The organism is Brucella tritici (assembly GCF_008932285.1).
In the GTDB taxonomy this organism is placed as follows: Bacteria; Pseudomonadota; Alphaproteobacteria; order Rhizobiales; family Rhizobiaceae; genus Brucella; species Brucella tritici.
Genome location: NZ_WBVY01000001.1, coordinates 536,946 through 552,119, shown reverse-complemented (window position 1 = coordinate 552,119; position 15,174 = coordinate 536,946). Strand labels below are relative to the sequence as shown.

Genomic DNA, 15,174 nt, shown 5'->3' with positions numbered 1-15,174 from the left:
TTCTTTGAGTTCTGGTCTTAGCGAAGGCGACCGCTTGCGTGGGCAAGCATGGTGTAGACCTTGCCAGTGTCCGAGGTGAGGTAAGTCCGCGTCACCATGTTGTCACGGTCGTTGCGAGCTACATCTTCAAGCAGACGCTGGAAGTCGTCCATATAGCGGTCAACGGCGCGGCGGAATTCACCATCCGTCTGGTACTTACGCTTGATATCGTCGAAGGTCTGCTGACCCTTCAGCGTATAGAGACGGCGAGTAAAGACATTACGCTCACCGCGACGATAACGATCCCAAAGTTCTACCGAAGCTTCGTGGTCGATAGCGCGGGCGATATCAACCGAAAGCGAATTCAGCGATTCAACGACATGGCTTGGTGAACGAGGCGTCGCGGTCGGCTGAGCCTTTGGCTGTGCTGCTTCTTCTTCCTCACGGGACGCGCGAGCGAGAAGATCGGAGACCCATCCACGTGGCTTTTCTTCTTGCGTGGCTGTCGGCGCTGGCTGAACTTTCGGCGCATCATAGGCGCGCTGGCGGATTGCAACATCTGTCTGTGCTACCGGTGCCTGAACCGGAGCTGGGCGAGGTGCTACCGGTGCCGGGCGCGAAACCGGACGATCTGCACGGCTTTCGCCGACATCGACCAGACGACCGGATTTGTTGACGATTTCAGCCAATTCCTTGAGCGCGTTGATCTGCTCGCTAACAGCCTTGCGCATCGCAGTCGTGGTTTCCTTGGCTTCGGCAGGCATGTCGAGAACGCCGCGCTTCAGTTCGCCACGGGTCGTGTTGAGCTCGTTGCGGATTTCGCTTGCCGTTCGGCGGATATCATCGGTTGCCGCAGAGAATTTCTGTGCAGCCTGCTCGACGATTTCCGAAACGCTTTCGCGCATCTTTTCGGCAGATGAACGGGTCTGGCCTTCGGCGCGCTGGAATGCAGAAGACACCAGCTCTTCGAAGGACTGCATCAGCTTTTCTACGCCTTCCGACTTCTCGACCAGACCGGATGCCAGCTTGTCGAGTGCCTGATGGCGATCTTCGAGCGTGCTGACAAGGCCGTTCTGGGCCGTGTTGATCATATCAGAAGCCGAAGAGAGAACCTTTCCATGCTCTTCGAAGCGGTCGGCGATGTCTGCAATCTGCGACAGCGTGCTGTCGGAGATGGCACGCAAGGTGCCGATATTGCCGTCGATCAGACCGGTGGAAGCCTGGAACATCTGTGCTGCGCGATTGGTGTTCTCAACAAAGCTCGACGTTGTGTCGACAAGGCGACCGTCGATATCAGTGAGATTGCGTGTTGCAGCATCTATCAGCTTGCCCAGTTCACCGTTCGACGCAGCAAGACGGTCGATCAGCTCGCTGACATTGTCGGAAAGACCGGCCTTGGCCTGCTGAACGGCAGCAATCGTTTCCGCCGTGCGGCTTGCAAGTGCATTGACCAGAGCGGCATTTTCCGAACGAAGCCTATCGGTTGCAGCGTGGGTTGCTTCTTCAAGCTGCTGTGCAAGTCCACGACCGCTATCAGCAAGCCGCTGTACAAGCGGTTCCGCCGTATCGTTGAGAATCTTGGTGATTTCCTGCGAACGGGCAGCGAGAACGGCGTTGAGTTCGCGAGTACGTTCTTCCAGCGTAACCGCCGTCGTGTCGGTTACCTGTGCGATACGTGCCTCGACGGAGCCGAGTTCCATCGTGATGCGCGAACCGATGTCACCGAGACGGGTTGCAATCGCATCTGCGCGTTCTGCAAGGCGCGTTTCGGTACCGGCGAGATTGTCGGCAACGCTGGCTGAGAAGGATTCGCTATGACCGGCAAGCGTTTCGCTCGTCTTGGATGCCGTATCCGCGATCCGGGCTTCAATCGAGCTAAGTTCGCCGGTGAGGCGGCTTTCGATTGCTTCGAGGCCGCTGGCGATGGCACCGGCGCGTTCGTTGAGGCGTGTTTCCGTGCCAGCCAGATTGTCGGCAACGCTCGCAGCAAAGGCTTCGCTATGGCCAGCAAGTGTTTCGCTCGTCCTGCTTGCCGTGTTCGCAATACGGGCTTCGATCGAGCCGAGTTCGCCGGTGAGACGGCTTTCGATCTCGCCAAGACGACCCGCAATCGCATCGGCGCGGTCGCCGAGACGGGCCTCGGTGCCAGACAGGTTGTCGATCAGGCGGGCGCTGAATGCTTCGCCGAAACCGTCCAGCGCTTCACCAGCCTTCGCTGCTTCAGCGGAAAGCGTGCTCGCGGCTTCACCAATTTTCTCGCGCAGCGTGCCAGCAACGATACCGGCGCTCTGTTCAAGCGCACGACGAACATTGTCGACGCCGATGGTGAGTGCCTTTTCCATTGTCTGTGTGCGTTCTTCGATAATGCCAGTCTGGCCTTCGAAAGCGCGGCTGATGGTAGAGCTGCTGTCGGCGATTGCATTGTGCAGGTTGGTTGTGCGCTGTTCCAGAATGTCGCTGTGATCCTGCAGCGTCTGGCTCAGTGATGCCGTGCTGTCGCTCAAAGTCGAGCGGATTTCGGCAGCACGGGTTTCAATAGTACGTTCGTGTCCGTCCAGAATGCCGGAGAGGGCATTGTTGTGATCGTTCAGGACAGTGTGGAGGCCACTTGTACGCTCTTCGACCTGACGGACGTGTTCGCCAAGGGCGGCGACGAATGCATCGCGACCAGCACCAATGGATTCATTCATGCTGCCTGCGCGTTCGTCGAGAATGCGTGCGAGCGTGTCCTGGTTATCAGCGATAAGCGCCTGCAGCGAATTCACGCGTTCATCGAAGGTGCGGGCAAGAATTTCACGGTTTTCGTTGAAGTTATCGCGCATTGCAGCAGCACGCTCATCCATCAGTTGAGCAAGCATGGCCTGATTGCCAGCGATGACGCCGTGAAGCGTGGTCGCACGTTCTTCCAGAGAGCGGGCGTGGTCTGCAAAGCTCGTATCGAGCAATGCTGAGTGGCTTTCCATCGTCTGGCGTAGTGCGTTCGTCCGCTCTTCCAGAATTGCCGCATGATTGTCGGCAACCGACTTGAGGGCAGATGCACTGGCATTGACCGCATTTTCGATGTCGCTCGTGCGTGCAGCAAGCGTATCGGCATGGCCGCGGATGACAGAGGAAACGCGTTCCGTTTCACCTTCCAGTGACGCAGCAAGTACGTCGCGGCTTTCAGCAAGCTTGCCTGCAAAGGCATTGGCCTTTTCGCCGAGAATATTGCCAACGCTTTCACCGATAGAGGTCAGATCTTCGCCGATCTTCGTCTTGGTTTCGTCAATCATCGTGCTCAGAGACGTACGACCGCTGGAGAAGGTTTCCGCGATTTCACGAGTACGAGCGATGAGGTTTTCGTTGATCTGGCGCGAACGGGTTTCGAGAGCTGCATTGAGCTTTTCAGTGCTGCTGTCGAGGGCATGCGCGCGCGCTTCGAACTCGGATAGAAGCGACCGGCCACGCTCGGAAAGGGTGCTTTCGAGGTTGACAAGACGCGTGTCGAATTCGCTGACCATGGACTGTGTTGCGCCGCCCAGCAGATTGGCAATGCCGGTTGTGCGTTCGTCCAGAGCTTCCGTCAGGCGGTCCGATACTGTGCGCGATTGCTCATCCAGTGTTGCAATGCGTGTATCGAGCAGATTTGCGAAGGCTTCACCCGAAGTCGTGATGCGTGAGCCAATGTCGCCGGTACGGGTTTCGATGGCTTCGGCAATGGCGCCGCCGCTTTCGTTGATGCTGCCGATCAGGCGCTCGCCGGATTCACCGAGCAGGGTGCTCAACTGCTGCGATGCAGAGAGAACATTGTCGCGGATGATGTTGGAAGCACTCGAAAGTTCTTCCTTAAGCTGTTCATGCGCTCCAGAGATCGATGAACGCACACGCTCGGCATGGCTGACAACCGCTTCGCGTTCGTTGCCGAGATCGCTAACGAGCGAACGGATACGAACTTCATTGTCGCTATAGGCGCGTTCAAGCTGATTGACTTCCGACTGAACGAGCGTTTCCAGCTCGACGGCCCGCGCCAAAGTGCGTTCGATGCCTTCGTTCATGGCGGCGACTTCGCGGCGCACAGCCTGTCCAAGGGTCGAAACGCGATCACCGGATACAGCTTCCGGCTGGAGCAGCCGCATGGCAGCTTCCGACATGCTGCGTGCTGCCGTATGCATTTCCTGTGCACGCTTCACGAGCTGCGCGAAACCCCAGAACATTGCGACTGGCAGTGCAACGCCTGCGACGACGCCGAGACCGGCAGGTGAAGTGAAGAAGTCCTTGGTGGCCTGCAAGGTCGAGAAGACATCGGGATTGATGGCCTTGCTCAGTGCAACGCCGCCAGCGGCCCATAGCACGCTGATTGCAGTTGTGGTCCAGAAAAGCTTCGAGGAGTTTTCGGTCGCACGGCGCGGAGCGGCGATAATCGCTTTTTCACTGCGGGAATCATCGTTTGCCGGCGTGAAGGTAGGGGATGCAACGTTGGCGGCGGTCGCAACAGGCGCAGCGGCAATAGGCTTGCTGACAACAGGTTCAGGTGCAGGCGTTGCGACCTTCGATGTGTTGGCAGGCTTGTGCTGAACGTTGACTGTAGCTTGCGAAACTGGTCCGGCAGCTTTTACGACCGGCGGGACCGGAGGCGCTGCAGGCGTTGCAATCACTGAAGCAGTGGTAATGGTGGCTACTTTTGCAGCAGTTTCGACAGCAGCCGGCTCGACTGTTTTGGTCTTCTGTTCGGCAACCAGCTCTTCAGCAGCGCGCGAAATCTGCTCTTCCAGATCGTCGACTGAGAAGCCATCATCGAATGCACTCAAGTCCATATCGATATCAAGATCGTCACCGAAATCGATATCGAGTGCCTGTTCCAGTGCCTTTTCAACCTCAAGGTCGAGCTTCTGTGCCTTGGATTTGGAAGCCATTGTTTGCCTACCTCGTACTCATTACTGCGACGGCCGGACCATAAAAAGGCCGTTACAAAACTTTCTCCGCCATTTTGCATCGTATCGGCTCGGGCTTGTTAAGGAAATAGGCGACTTCTGCCGATACCTAAAACTTTAAATACAAGGTTAACGGAAAGCGGCTCAATTCATGAAAATTCGACATTTCCGGGCTTTCCACATTTACCAGCAAGTTGTGGAAATCGGTCGAGGCTGTTTCCTTCAACCGACACTACTCTACGAGTTTATTAACAAAAATGCTCGTATAGAGTGTCCAGAGTCGTAATTATCATTTTATGGTTGCGTGAGCCGGGCGCGGGATTCTTTCCGTCATTCCTCATTCTCTCTCAGCCACATCATATGATGCACTTTCCGCAGACGACAAGGAAGAGTTTTCCGGTTTCGGGCGCAACTGGCAGGTTTGGCAGGTGCCAGGCTCTCAACGGACGCACGGCATATTGGCGCAGTTGCCTGCTTGGGTGCGGTCAAGGTTGAAACTATTTGCAGAACGCCGTATCTGCCATTCCGAGTTTATTTGCGTTTTTTCGTCGGGACGGCGACGAACGCCAAAGATGAAGATCGCGCGGAATTTGCGTGTTTCAAGGAATGAAAATGACGAAGATCGTATTCGTATCAGCTGATGGCGCGACACGGACCGAGGTCGAAGCCGATAACGGGTCAAGCGTGATGGAAGCTGCCATTCGCAATGGCATTCCGGGCATCGATGCGGAATGCGGCGGTGCCTGTGCTTGCGCAACCTGCCATGTCTATGTTGATGAAGACTGGAGTGACACTGTCGGTGGCCCCGACGCGATGGAAGAGGATATGCTGGACTTCGCCTATGAAGTTCGCCCTACCTCGCGCCTTTCATGCCAGATCCGCGTGTCGGATGACCTTGAAGGCCTCGTCGTGCAGGTGCCTGAGCGCCAGAACTAAATTGTTGAAGAAATGGTGATGCGATGGGCGTCGAACCGCAGAATGATATTGTCATTATCGGCTGCGGGCCTATCGCACTTTTCTCCGTTTTTCAGCTTGGGCTGTTCGGTTTCCGGTGCCGTCTTATAGATGCCAGTGATCAGCCTGGTGGTCAATGTACGGCGCTCTATGCCGACAAGCCGATTTACGACGTGCCCGGTTTTCCCGAAATTATGGGCGAGGAACTCGTAGAACGGCTTCTCAGGCAGATCGAGCCGTATAATCCCGTTTTTCATTTCAACAAGATCGCGGCCAGCATCACAGTCGATGACGACGGTGTGGCCGTTGGCATTGGTAATGGTGACAAGCTTAAAGCGTGCGCAGTGGTGATTGCATCCGGTCTTGGTGCGTTCAACGGGGATGGACAGGTCATCCGTCCCGACCCGCTGGCCGAGCTTTCTTTCAGTAAGACGGGTAACATGCTGTCTGTGAGTCCCGAGACCTTCCGAACTTCAACTCCGAAGGTCTACGCTATAGGCGATGCCTGCCACTATCCGGGCAAGCTGAAACTCATTCTGTCAGGGTTCCATGAAGCCGCATTGATGACACAGGCTATACGGCGCGAATTGCGCTAGTGGTCTGATTCCGACATTTTCATCCTTCGGATATGAGCGCCGAGCAGATGCCGGATCAGACCACTACTCTCGTTGCTTCATTTGGAAGCTTGCTGGGCGCGCTCCATGCGATAGGTCAGCAAGCGCGCAAAGCGGTTTTCGAAATTGATCGTCTCAACCCGGTCAAACCTTTGCTGCTCCTTGTCGTGTGCTTCCATAAGGCGTGCAGTGACTTTGTCGATGTCAGTGCGAAGCACAGAACAATCCGTGCGGGTGCGCAGTCCACGTATTTCCCGTTCCATCTGGCTTGCAAAGCTGCGGGCAATCACGATGTGGCTTTCTTCGTGACGGCGAATGTCCTGTAACAACGTATCCCAGATCAGCGCCAGTTCCGGCGTTGCCTTGCGACGCTGTTTCCAGCGAGGTAGGGAAACCTTTGCGTGAACGTTTACGTAAACGTCCTGCACTTTGCAGGCTTTTCCAGGCGCACGGCCATAACGGACCTTGGCATCGAAACGGATTTCGGCGGCGCCTGGGTGATGCTGGCCGGTCTTCTTGAGGAAGGGGCCATTACGGGAAAGAGCCCTGTCGAGGTCTGCTGCCGTTTTGCCACTTACAGTATAATAGTTGAATTCGCGAAAGATCGCGGCGGCTTCCGCCTGCGGAGCTACGATGGCAAGAACTGCACTGAGAGCCAGAACCTTCTTCCTCAAATTCATGTCCTGGCACCTCTTTCTAAAACCAGTAAGAAATTCGCTTTTTATTGCCGCGAGCATGGCATGCAATCGTCAAGAGAACTATAACGCCCTTCACAAAATGACTTCAGGCGAGGTTGGTTGCAACCTCGCCACAATGAAATGGCCCAGGGAAACAACCCCAGGAAATGGCACAGGAACATTTCGCTATGACGAAAGAATGGCACGTTGCTCATGGAAGAAGCCTTCGTCTGGGGGAAAAGTCCGTGATCATGGGCATATTGAATGTCACGCCAGACTCTTTTTCCGACGGTGGCCACCACAACGAGTTGGAAAAGGCCATGGAAGTGGCCGGTCAGATGCTCGTCGATGGAGCAACGATCATCGATGTTGGCGGTGAATCAACCCGCCCCGGAGCTGCTGCGATCAATTCCGAAACGGAAATCGAACGCGTTGTTCCGGTTATCGAAACATTGGTGAAGAAATACGATTGCATCATCTCCATAGACACTTACCGTGCTGCAACAGCGCAGGCTGCAGTCAAAGCCGGAGCTCATATCGTCAATGATGTCTGGGGGCTGCAACGAGAGCCTGAAATCGCTGATATTGCCAAAACAACCGGCGCAGGATTGGTCATCATGCATACCAGCAGGGATCGACCCGTTCTCGCCGATGTTATCGATGATCAGTTATCGTTCCTGAATGTTTCGCTGGATATAGCGAAAAAGGCCGACATTGAAGAATCCCGCATCGTGCTCGATCCCGGTTTTGGCTTCGGCAAGAATAAGGATGAGGATGTTGCATTGTTGGCCAGAGCAGATGAGTTGCAGAAATTCGGATTCCCGTTACTCGTCGGCACGTCGCGGAAACGCTTTATCGGCGGCATGACGGGCAGGGACAATCCGCTCGACCGCGACATTGGAACTGCGGCAACGTCTGTCGCACTGCGTTTGGCAGGTGCCGACATCTTCCGTGTTCACAATGTCGCTTTTAATAGAGATGCACTTGCCGTTGCAGATGATATCCTGCAATCCAGACGCAGTGAAAATAGAAAGTAAAGCCGTGTACACGATCCGAATGATGAATTGCGCATTTTTCGCGCACCACGGCGTTTTCGATGAAGAGCACAAGCTCGGTCAGCGTTTCTACGTCGATGCTATTCTCGATGTCGATCCGGGCAATGCGCTGGAGAATGACGATATCGACGGTACTGTGCATTACGGTATCGCCTTTGCTGTCATTGAAGACATTATCACCGGTCGTCAGCGCTATCTGATCGAAACGCTGGCTCTTGACGTGGCCAAGGCACTGACAGCCCGGTTTCCGCAGGTAAAGCGTGCAGAAATTACGGTCCGTAAGCCGAATGCACCTGTTCCGGGTGTGCTGGACCATGTTGAAGTGACCGTGGTTTATCCGCAGTGAAAGCAGGCAGCCATTATCGCGCCTGGCTGGGGCTTGGCGGAAATATCGATGATCCCGTCGCGTCTATGGGTAAAGCGTTACGCTTCTTGGACGAGAGGGGCGACACCAATATCGTTGCGGTCTCCGCTGTCTACCGCACGCCCCCATGGGGCAAGACAGATCAGGCGTGGTTTCACAACGCATGTGCTGAAATCGAAACCACGTTGCAGCCATTAGAGCTGATTGCGACCTGTCTCGATGTGGAGCGCTCATTGAAGCGCGTGAGGATTGAGCGATGGGGGCCGCGTATCATCGATATCGATTTACTGGCGATGCAGGATGATGCGGGAAAGGCTGTCGCCATGAATGATGCAGCTCTCCAGCTTCCGCATCCACGCATGCATGAGCGGGCTTTCGTTCTCGTGCCCTTGAACGATATTGCGCCATCTCTCAAAATTGCAGGCAAGACGGTTGCGGACTGGAATGCCGGGATGGAACGAGCCGGAATAGAAAAAGCCCGCACGGATGCGGGCTGGTGGCGTGAATAAAATTCTTGTCAGTTCTTCGCGATGCTGCCGACGGCGAGATTATCCACACGCTTCAGGCTCATGCCGATGACCGGAACCAGTTCCTTGTCGACGCGAACGGAAACCGTCACATTCATCGTGTTCTGATCGGAAACGCGGGCCAGCATGGCACCGTTGAGCTGCTTGCGGTTCAGGCCGAAAACAACCTTGTTGCCGCTGACAGAACCTGATGTGACATCAAGTCCCTTGCCCTCGGCGCCGTCATTGAACTTGCCGGAATAAGCCGAACCAACACGTGTAACTGTTGCCTTCATTGGTTGCGAAAACACACCGACGCGGCAGGTGCCGTCAAGCGTCATACCGACATTTTCATCAGGCGTTGATCCGGCGAGATTACAGACGAATTTCGTGCCTTTGTATTTTCCGGCAACGATTTCGCCCGGGCCGGACCATTGGCCTTCGATCGTTTGAAAGAACTGTTTGTCCTTGTCGGCGGCCAAAACCGGCGCGGCGGAAAATGACATGGGCAGCAGCGTCAGGCAGGCGGCGATGCAATTCTTCATATTCAGCTCTGTCCCGGATTCACGACCTTGATCGGACGTCATTCCTAATCGTTGTTTTTAAGCATGTCACGACCAAAAGCTGGTCGCGCCTCGCAAACTGTCGGATTTTCCGACATTGCCATAAGCCGATCGATGGAGAAGGGCACGGGTTCAGGGGGAGTGTGCCGATACACCGGATCGCTCGATTCTGGCGCAGATTTCTATCTGCACATAATCGTCGCGAATGGTTAATGCTTCGGAAATAAACCGCTATTTTCCGGGATGCTTTTTATCGGTTCGCTCGCCACTCATCCTAGCAAGATCGCCGATAAAGTCTCCAATTCCGGGGCGCTTTTCCGCATTGAAAGGAAACGGACGCACCACATCCATGGCAGCAATCCCGATGCGCGCCGTCATGAGTCCGTTGACTACACCTTCACCCAGCTTGGCTGATAGCCGGGAGGCAAGACCATGGCCGACAAGCTGTTGGATAACGCTGTCCCCCATGGCCAGCGTTCCCGTCACAGCCAGATGGGCAATGACGCGGCGGGCAAGCTTCAGAAAGCCCAGTGTGCCTGGACGACCACCATAGAGTTGAGAAAGCCTGCGGATCAGCCGTGCCGATTCAAAAATGACATAGCCGATATCAACGAGCGCGCGCGGGCTGATTGCTGTGACAATCGAAACGCGTTTTGAAGCATTCAAAATGAGCGCGCGCGCTTCGCGGTCGAGAGGACGAAGGATTTCCGTTTCGGCAAGCTGGATCAGATTTCGCCCGTCAATAATATCGTCTGTCAGACCGTCCAGAAGCTGCCGCCCGCGCGCTGTCTCGGGCAAGCCCGTCGCAATCGAGCGCAACGCGTCCACTGCTTTTCTGGCTGCGGCCATATCGTCGCGTTCTGCTGCATTTGCAGCGTCTTTACGAAGGTGCTGCACGGACGCGAGGCGGCGGAGCGCGATCAGTTCCCGAACGACGATGGCGATAAAGGCGGCAAGCGCAATTATAGCGACGCCCAAAGCGGTCCAGCCGAGCCAATCTGCACGGGAAAATAGCGCCCGGATAAGGTCTTCGGTCCAGATGCCGACGGCGAATGAAACGAGAATACCCAGTGCGCCGAAAAGTATTCTGCTAAGCGACCAGCCCTTGCGTTCAGGCGCTTCAAACGACGGATCAAGGATTTCCAGTTCTGCCGCCTCGTCTTCGCTCAATGCGAAGACATCCGGTTGGGAGATAACGGCGTCGAGGTCCCGAACTGCACGAGGACGGCGTGGCGCTTCATCCACTGTTTCGGTGCGGGCGCAGGGCTGGCTTACTGTAAAGGAAGCAGGCTTGCGTGGCGTCTTCTCTGTCATGCGAGACGATCCCCAATCAGAAACTGCAGGGCACGATCCAGCCTTATATGAGGCAGGGACAAGGTGATGCCTTCGGCGGTACGTTCGAGCCGAGGTGGGCGAAAACGGACAAAACGGATGGCCGGATCATCCTGCGCAAAAGACTTTTCAAAGATCGCATTGGGATTCTTCGGTAAGTCGCCGGGAAATATAGCTGTTTCGGTTTCACCATCGAACACTTCACCATCGATTTTTTCACCCTTCAATGGTGTGCCGACGATGACGGGAAGGGTTTCCTTGTCCTGTGTTACAGTTGCCTCACGGGTAGTGCGAACGGCGGCCATTGCCAAAACATCAATATCCGCGCCGGAAAAATCGGCGCGCTCTATTGCTCGCTCCACGAGACGCCGCACAATGGCTTGCAGACGGTCATGACTTTCATGGTGCAGATGGTCGGCTTTGGTTGCGGCAACAAGAATGCGCCCGATCCGGCGCTGTATCAGGCCAGTCAGCAGGTTCGAGCGTCCAGGTCTGAAGCAGGACAGGATGTCGGTAAGCGCGCGTTCCAGATCGGCGACGACTGCGCCACCTGCATTCATCGCCTGCATGGCATCAATGAGTACAATCTGCCGATCCAGCCGCGCAATATGTTCGCGAAAGAAGGGCTTGATGACGTAGGTTTTATAGGCTTCGTAACGCCGTTCCATCATTGCGCCCAGAGAACCGGCCTTCAGATCGTCCGGTTTCAGGTCCGGGAGAGGGGCGAATGTTAGCGCTGGCGAGCCTTCGAGATCACCCGGCATCAGGAACCGTCCCGGCGGCAAGGTCGACAAAGCGCGCTCATCGGCTTTGCCTGCGCGCAAATAAGCCGTGAAGCTCTTTGCCAGTCGCTGTGCGGTCAGTTCGTCTGCCTTTTCGGAAGGCGTGACGAGGGAAACTTCGGCGATCCACTCCTGAGCCAGATCCTTATGTGTCGGCTCATGGGCCAGTGCAAAGGAATCCGCACTGAATTCTGCATAGGATTTGCCGAGCAAAGGCAGATCCAGCAGCCATTCTCCGGGATAATCCACAATATCGACCGAAAGCTTGCCCGGTGACAGCCAACGTCCCCAGGCAGAAGCGGATTCATATTCGATCGTCAGGCGCAATTGCGAGATAGCGCGAGTGGAGTCCGGCCATATACGTTCATCGATCAATGCCGACAGATGTTCTTCATATTGAAAACGGGGGACGGCATCATCGGGTTGAGGCTCGAGCAGCGCGCGTGAAATACGGCCAGATTTATAGGCCTCGAACATCGGAAGCCTGCCGCCATGCAACATGTTGTGAACGAGGGCTGTGATGAAGACTGTCTTTCCCGCACGCGACAAACCGGTCACACCGAGCCGCAACGATGGCGACAATAGCCCGGTCGCACGATCCGCCAGTGTATCCAGTGCGATCTTCGCTTCGTCGCCAATACTTGTCAGCTTAGCCAATTAACCCTCGCCGAAATCATTGATCTGTCAGCGGTATAGATAGGGTCGCGTCTGCGGTCTTGGCAAGGAATGTCAGTGTACTTAAGGAAAATCTACTGAGGCAACATAAAACTCCCGAGACAACCGGCACCACGCTCGAGTTCGCCTAGCGAAACTGGAAATGTGATATTTGCCAGTGCGGCAGTTGGAAAACCTGCACGGAGCTTCAAGAGGCCATCCTTGTTGCCTTCACCACATAAGGCGAGTGCCAGATCTTCAATGCTGGGATTATGTCCGACGAGCATCAGCGTCGGCGCATCGCCATGTTTGCGTATGGCTTGCATGTAGTCAGCCGCGCCGCCGTTATAGATCGTATCGTCGACGATGGTTTCGACCTCGATACCCAGACGTTCAATAATGCCTAACGCGGTTTCTCGCGTTCTACATGAACCGGAAAGAACCACCCGATCAGGATAAAGCTCGACAGCCTTCATTGCCCTTGCAAGCCGGTCGAGCGAAGCGTTGCCTTCCAGATCGAGAGGGCGGTCGAAATCCTTCATTCCGGGTTTTGCCCACGCGGCTTTGGCATGTCTTAGGAGAAGCAAGCGACTCATCTGTAACGTTCCAAGCTGTGTTTAATGAGCATTTCCGGCCATGTGCTGAGCGCAAATGAGCCGCCCATAAGCCCATTTTCCCGATTTTTTGATGTCTGTCAGCATTATTTGCAAGGGGTGTCTGCCTAATTATTAGGCGGATGATACTGTCTCAGTTTGATGGTGGCTGAGACTGGAAAATATACCCACTTTATTGGCAATCGATTGAAGTTATTCTGAAAGTCTAGAGAGCAACTTTTTACAAACATTTTTTGATTGCATAATTTTGATGCAAAATCATACAAAATTGATGCACTAAAAAGTAGTGGGATACGGTTGTTTGATGTTGTGTCCTTGTTGCTATGGAACTATATAACCGCTCGCGTCTCCTAGATGTGGGGTAATTCAGAATGAGTGAATTGATTGACCTTGACTATAGGCCCACTGAAGACGAGCCGTTCATGAATGAGCGGCAGAAGTCTTACTTCCGCACGAAACTGATCGCGTGGAAGAATGATATTCTGCGGGAAGCGCGCGAAACGCTTGAAGCGCTACAGCAGGAAAATGCAAACCACCCCGACCTGGCGGATAGGGCATCCTCCGAAACGGATCGGGCAATTGAGCTACGTGCTCGCGACAGGCAGCGCAAATTGATATCCAAAATCGACGCGGCCCTGAGCCGCATTGATGAGGGAACATACGGCTTCTGCGAGGAAACGGGAGAACCTATCAGCTTGAAGCGGCTTGATGCGCGTCCGATCGCTACGCTATCCATCGAAGCGCAGGAGCGCCACGAGCGTCGTGAGAAAGTCTATCGCGACGATTAAGTTTCAAGACGGTTTGAAAAATTTATAGGCTGCGGTTTCCGCAGCCTATTTTCTTTTATCGAGATGCATTTCGGCTGGAAGTTCAGCTTCTGCGAATCTCATCCTTGGTCAATTCACCAAGGAGCTTTTCCATTTCATCTTCGATATCATCCTTCGCCTTGTCTTCGACAACGTCGTCGGTTGCGGAAATATCAAGTGAGCTTAGAAGCTCATTCTCGAAGAATTCAGTATCGAATGAGATCGCGTCCTTGGCGTCATCGCTGGCGGCGCTCTCCGAATTGACGTCTGCAGCGATTGCTTCGTACAACGCACCGCCGAGATCGGCCAGGTTATCGCTCGGCGTTTCTACTGCTACGGCTTCTGTTTCTACAGGCTTTGACTCGGCAACCACGATTTTCGGCTCGACGCGCTCCGGTTCCGAAGGGGCGCTGAATGCCGGAGCTGCAGTCGAAGAGACTGTAGGTCCGGTTACATCGACCGAAGGAGACTTATCCGCAACCGTTGTTTCGCGCTCGGGAATGATGCTGCCAAGATTTGCTGAAGCAACCGATGCGGCGGCGACAACACCGGCTGTAGTGGCGGTCGCACCGGACGAGGTTGAACTCAGAACGCCGCGCGAAACCTGGCTCAACGGATAGGCCGGATGTGCACGTGTTGACTGCGGCTGTGCTTGCGCGGGACGGGGCGGTAATACTGTACGGGGCTGTGGCGGATAGTTCGGCGCCGGGCGCGGTTGAGGCCGTGGTTGGGGTGGTTGAGCGGATTTCTGCTCGACAGGTGGTCGCGGCGGGATTGGTGCCGTCGGCGCCTGCGGCGGCACGCGAACAGGTGCAGCAGCCTGCTGGACCGGCTCTTCTCGTGCTGGCTCAGGCTTGCGGTAGACCGGCGTTTCAATTGCGGACGTGATCTGGATCGCCTCGTCCTTCTCTTCGGCCTGCGGTGTTTGCAGTGGAAGAGCAGGGCGCTCCGCCTTTTCATTGGTCAGTGTTGCTTCGTGCTGTTTGAAGCGTTCGATGTGCTCAGGTTCTATGCGTGAAGCCTGCACACGCGCATGAGCCCGCGATTCCATAACAATATTCTGTTCCACCACAACGTCGGTCGGCCCACCGATGAGCAGCAGATGTTCCACATCGTCACGGCGAATAAGGACCAGCTTGCGTCGGCTATCGACTGCAGCAGCATCCATCACCGAAAGGCGCGGTTGCCGCGTGCGCCCGTTAGATACGAAAGTACCGCCGCTGAAACGGCGAATGATGCTGAGAACAACGAAAATTCCGCCAAGAATGATCGCAAATATTAGGATGAAGCCAACAATATTAGCCGCACTCTCTCCAACGATGCCGCTGAGCCATTCCTTCATGCGGATACCCTCTTATACAATA

Annotated in this window: 13 protein-coding genes; 6 read left to right on the top strand and 7 right to left on the bottom strand. The window is 55.1% G+C overall.

Translation table 11 applies throughout. The annotated features are described in order from the left end of the window. Window positions 1-17: 17 nt before the first annotated feature. The gene (locus F9K94_RS02735) at window positions 18-4,871 is read right to left on the bottom strand and encodes an apolipoprotein A-IV repeat region-like domain-containing protein (protein ID WP_151643520.1); all 4,854 of its coding nucleotides are present in this window, start codon (window positions 4,869-4,871) and stop codon (window positions 18-20) included. Window positions 4,872-5,501: 630 nt separating this feature from the next. Between F9K94_RS02735 and F9K94_RS02730 the strand changes: the two genes are divergently transcribed. Next, complete coding sequence (locus F9K94_RS02730; protein WP_061346270.1) at window positions 5,502-5,825, top strand: 2Fe-2S iron-sulfur cluster-binding protein; 324 nt, start codon at window positions 5,502-5,504, stop codon at window positions 5,823-5,825. 23 nt (window positions 5,826-5,848) lie between these two features. Continuing rightward, a complete protein-coding gene (locus F9K94_RS02725; protein WP_151643518.1) occupies window positions 5,849-6,439 on the top strand; it encodes an NAD(P)/FAD-dependent oxidoreductase in 591 nt (196 codons plus the stop codon). Between the two features lie 77 nt (window positions 6,440-6,516). Here the strand turns inward: F9K94_RS02725 and F9K94_RS02720 are convergent, their stop codons facing one another. Next, window positions 6,517-7,137 (bottom strand): DUF922 domain-containing Zn-dependent protease, encoded by a 621-nt coding sequence (locus tag F9K94_RS02720; RefSeq protein ID WP_109988158.1) that lies wholly within the window; start codon window positions 7,135-7,137, stop codon window positions 6,517-6,519. A 185-nt stretch (window positions 7,138-7,322) separates the two neighbouring features. On the opposite strand from F9K94_RS02720, the gene folP reads away from it, so the two are divergent. The 3 genes from folP (at window position 7,323) to folK (ending at window position 9,062) form a co-directional block, all read left to right on the top strand. Further along, window positions 7,323-8,171 carry a dihydropteroate synthase gene (gene folP, locus F9K94_RS02715; protein WP_061346492.1) on the top strand — a complete coding sequence of 283 codons (849 nt, stop codon included), beginning with the start codon at window positions 7,323-7,325 and terminating at the stop codon, window positions 8,169-8,171. Window positions 8,172-8,175: 4 nt separating this feature from the next. After that, window positions 8,176-8,535, top strand: coding sequence for a dihydroneopterin aldolase (gene folB, locus F9K94_RS02710; protein ID WP_061346273.1), 360 nt, complete (start codon window positions 8,176-8,178; stop codon window positions 8,533-8,535). 65 nt (window positions 8,536-8,600) lie between these two features. After that, window positions 8,601-9,062, top strand: coding sequence for a 2-amino-4-hydroxy-6-hydroxymethyldihydropteridine diphosphokinase (folK, locus tag F9K94_RS02705; protein WP_235920571.1), 462 nt, complete (start codon window positions 8,601-8,603; stop codon window positions 9,060-9,062). A gap of 8 nt (window positions 9,063-9,070) precedes the next feature. On the opposite strand, the gene F9K94_RS02700 is transcribed toward folK, so the two are convergent. The 4 genes from F9K94_RS02700 to F9K94_RS02685 all read right to left on the bottom strand — a co-directional run bounded on the left by F9K94_RS02700 (window position 9,071) and on the right by F9K94_RS02685 (window position 12,986). Beyond that, window positions 9,071-9,604 (bottom strand): hypothetical protein, encoded by a 534-nt coding sequence (locus F9K94_RS02700; RefSeq protein ID WP_151644116.1) that lies wholly within the window; start codon window positions 9,602-9,604, stop codon window positions 9,071-9,073. A 249-nt stretch (window positions 9,605-9,853) separates the two neighbouring features. Next, complete coding sequence (locus tag F9K94_RS02695; RefSeq protein ID WP_151643514.1) at window positions 9,854-10,936, bottom strand: YcjF family protein; 1,083 nt, start codon at window positions 10,934-10,936, stop codon at window positions 9,854-9,856. Then, complete coding sequence (locus F9K94_RS02690; protein WP_151643512.1) at window positions 10,933-12,393, bottom strand: YcjX family GTP-binding protein; 1,461 nt, start codon at window positions 12,391-12,393, stop codon at window positions 10,933-10,935. Before F9K94_RS02690 ends, F9K94_RS02695 begins: the two co-directional genes overlap by 4 nt. 92 nt (window positions 12,394-12,485) lie before the next feature. After that, the gene (locus tag F9K94_RS02685) at window positions 12,486-12,986 is read right to left on the bottom strand and encodes a SixA phosphatase family protein (protein WP_151643510.1); all 501 of its coding nucleotides are present in this window, start codon (window positions 12,984-12,986) and stop codon (window positions 12,486-12,488) included. A gap of 389 nt (window positions 12,987-13,375) precedes the next feature. Between F9K94_RS02685 and dksA the strand changes: the two genes are divergently transcribed. Further along, window positions 13,376-13,792 carry an RNA polymerase-binding protein DksA gene (dksA, locus tag F9K94_RS02680; protein ID WP_061346278.1) on the top strand — a complete coding sequence of 139 codons (417 nt, stop codon included), beginning with the start codon at window positions 13,376-13,378 and terminating at the stop codon, window positions 13,790-13,792. An 82-nt stretch (window positions 13,793-13,874) separates the two neighbouring features. Here dksA and F9K94_RS02675 read toward each other — a convergent pair whose 3' ends face one another. Further along, window positions 13,875-15,152, bottom strand: a complete 1,278-nt coding sequence (locus F9K94_RS02675) for a flagellar biosynthetic protein FliO (RefSeq protein ID WP_151643508.1) — start codon at window positions 15,150-15,152, stop codon at window positions 13,875-13,877. Between the last annotated feature and the right edge of the window lie 22 nt (window positions 15,153-15,174).

What these genes read in the sequence shown, in the direction of transcription:
- folK (WP_235920571.1), top strand. Translation starts at nt 8,601, where the DNA reads ATGGGTAAAGCGTTACGCTTCTTGGACGAGAGGGGCGACACCAATATC.
- F9K94_RS02695 (WP_151643514.1), bottom strand. Translation starts at nt 10,936, where the DNA reads ATGACAGAGAAGACGCCACGCAAGCCTGCTTCCTTTACAGTAAGCCAG.
- F9K94_RS02685 (WP_151643510.1), bottom strand. Translation starts at nt 12,986, where the DNA reads ATGAGTCGCTTGCTTCTCCTAAGACATGCCAAAGCCGCGTGGGCAAAA.
- F9K94_RS02725 (WP_151643518.1), top strand. Translation starts at nt 5,849, where the DNA reads ATGGGCGTCGAACCGCAGAATGATATTGTCATTATCGGCTGCGGGCCT.
- F9K94_RS02720 (WP_109988158.1), bottom strand. Translation starts at nt 7,137, where the DNA reads ATGAATTTGAGGAAGAAGGTTCTGGCTCTCAGTGCAGTTCTTGCCATC.
- dksA (WP_061346278.1), top strand. Translation starts at nt 13,376, where the DNA reads ATGAGTGAATTGATTGACCTTGACTATAGGCCCACTGAAGACGAGCCG.
- F9K94_RS02735 (WP_151643520.1), bottom strand. Translation starts at nt 4,871, where the DNA reads ATGGCTTCCAAATCCAAGGCACAGAAGCTCGACCTTGAGGTTGAAAAG.
- F9K94_RS02730 (WP_061346270.1), top strand. Translation starts at nt 5,502, where the DNA reads ATGACGAAGATCGTATTCGTATCAGCTGATGGCGCGACACGGACCGAG.
- folP (WP_061346492.1), top strand. Translation starts at nt 7,323, where the DNA reads ATGACGAAAGAATGGCACGTTGCTCATGGAAGAAGCCTTCGTCTGGGG.
- F9K94_RS02675 (WP_151643508.1), bottom strand. Translation starts at nt 15,152, where the DNA reads ATGAAGGAATGGCTCAGCGGCATCGTTGGAGAGAGTGCGGCTAATATT.
- F9K94_RS02700 (WP_151644116.1), bottom strand. Translation starts at nt 9,604, where the DNA reads ATGAAGAATTGCATCGCCGCCTGCCTGACGCTGCTGCCCATGTCATTT.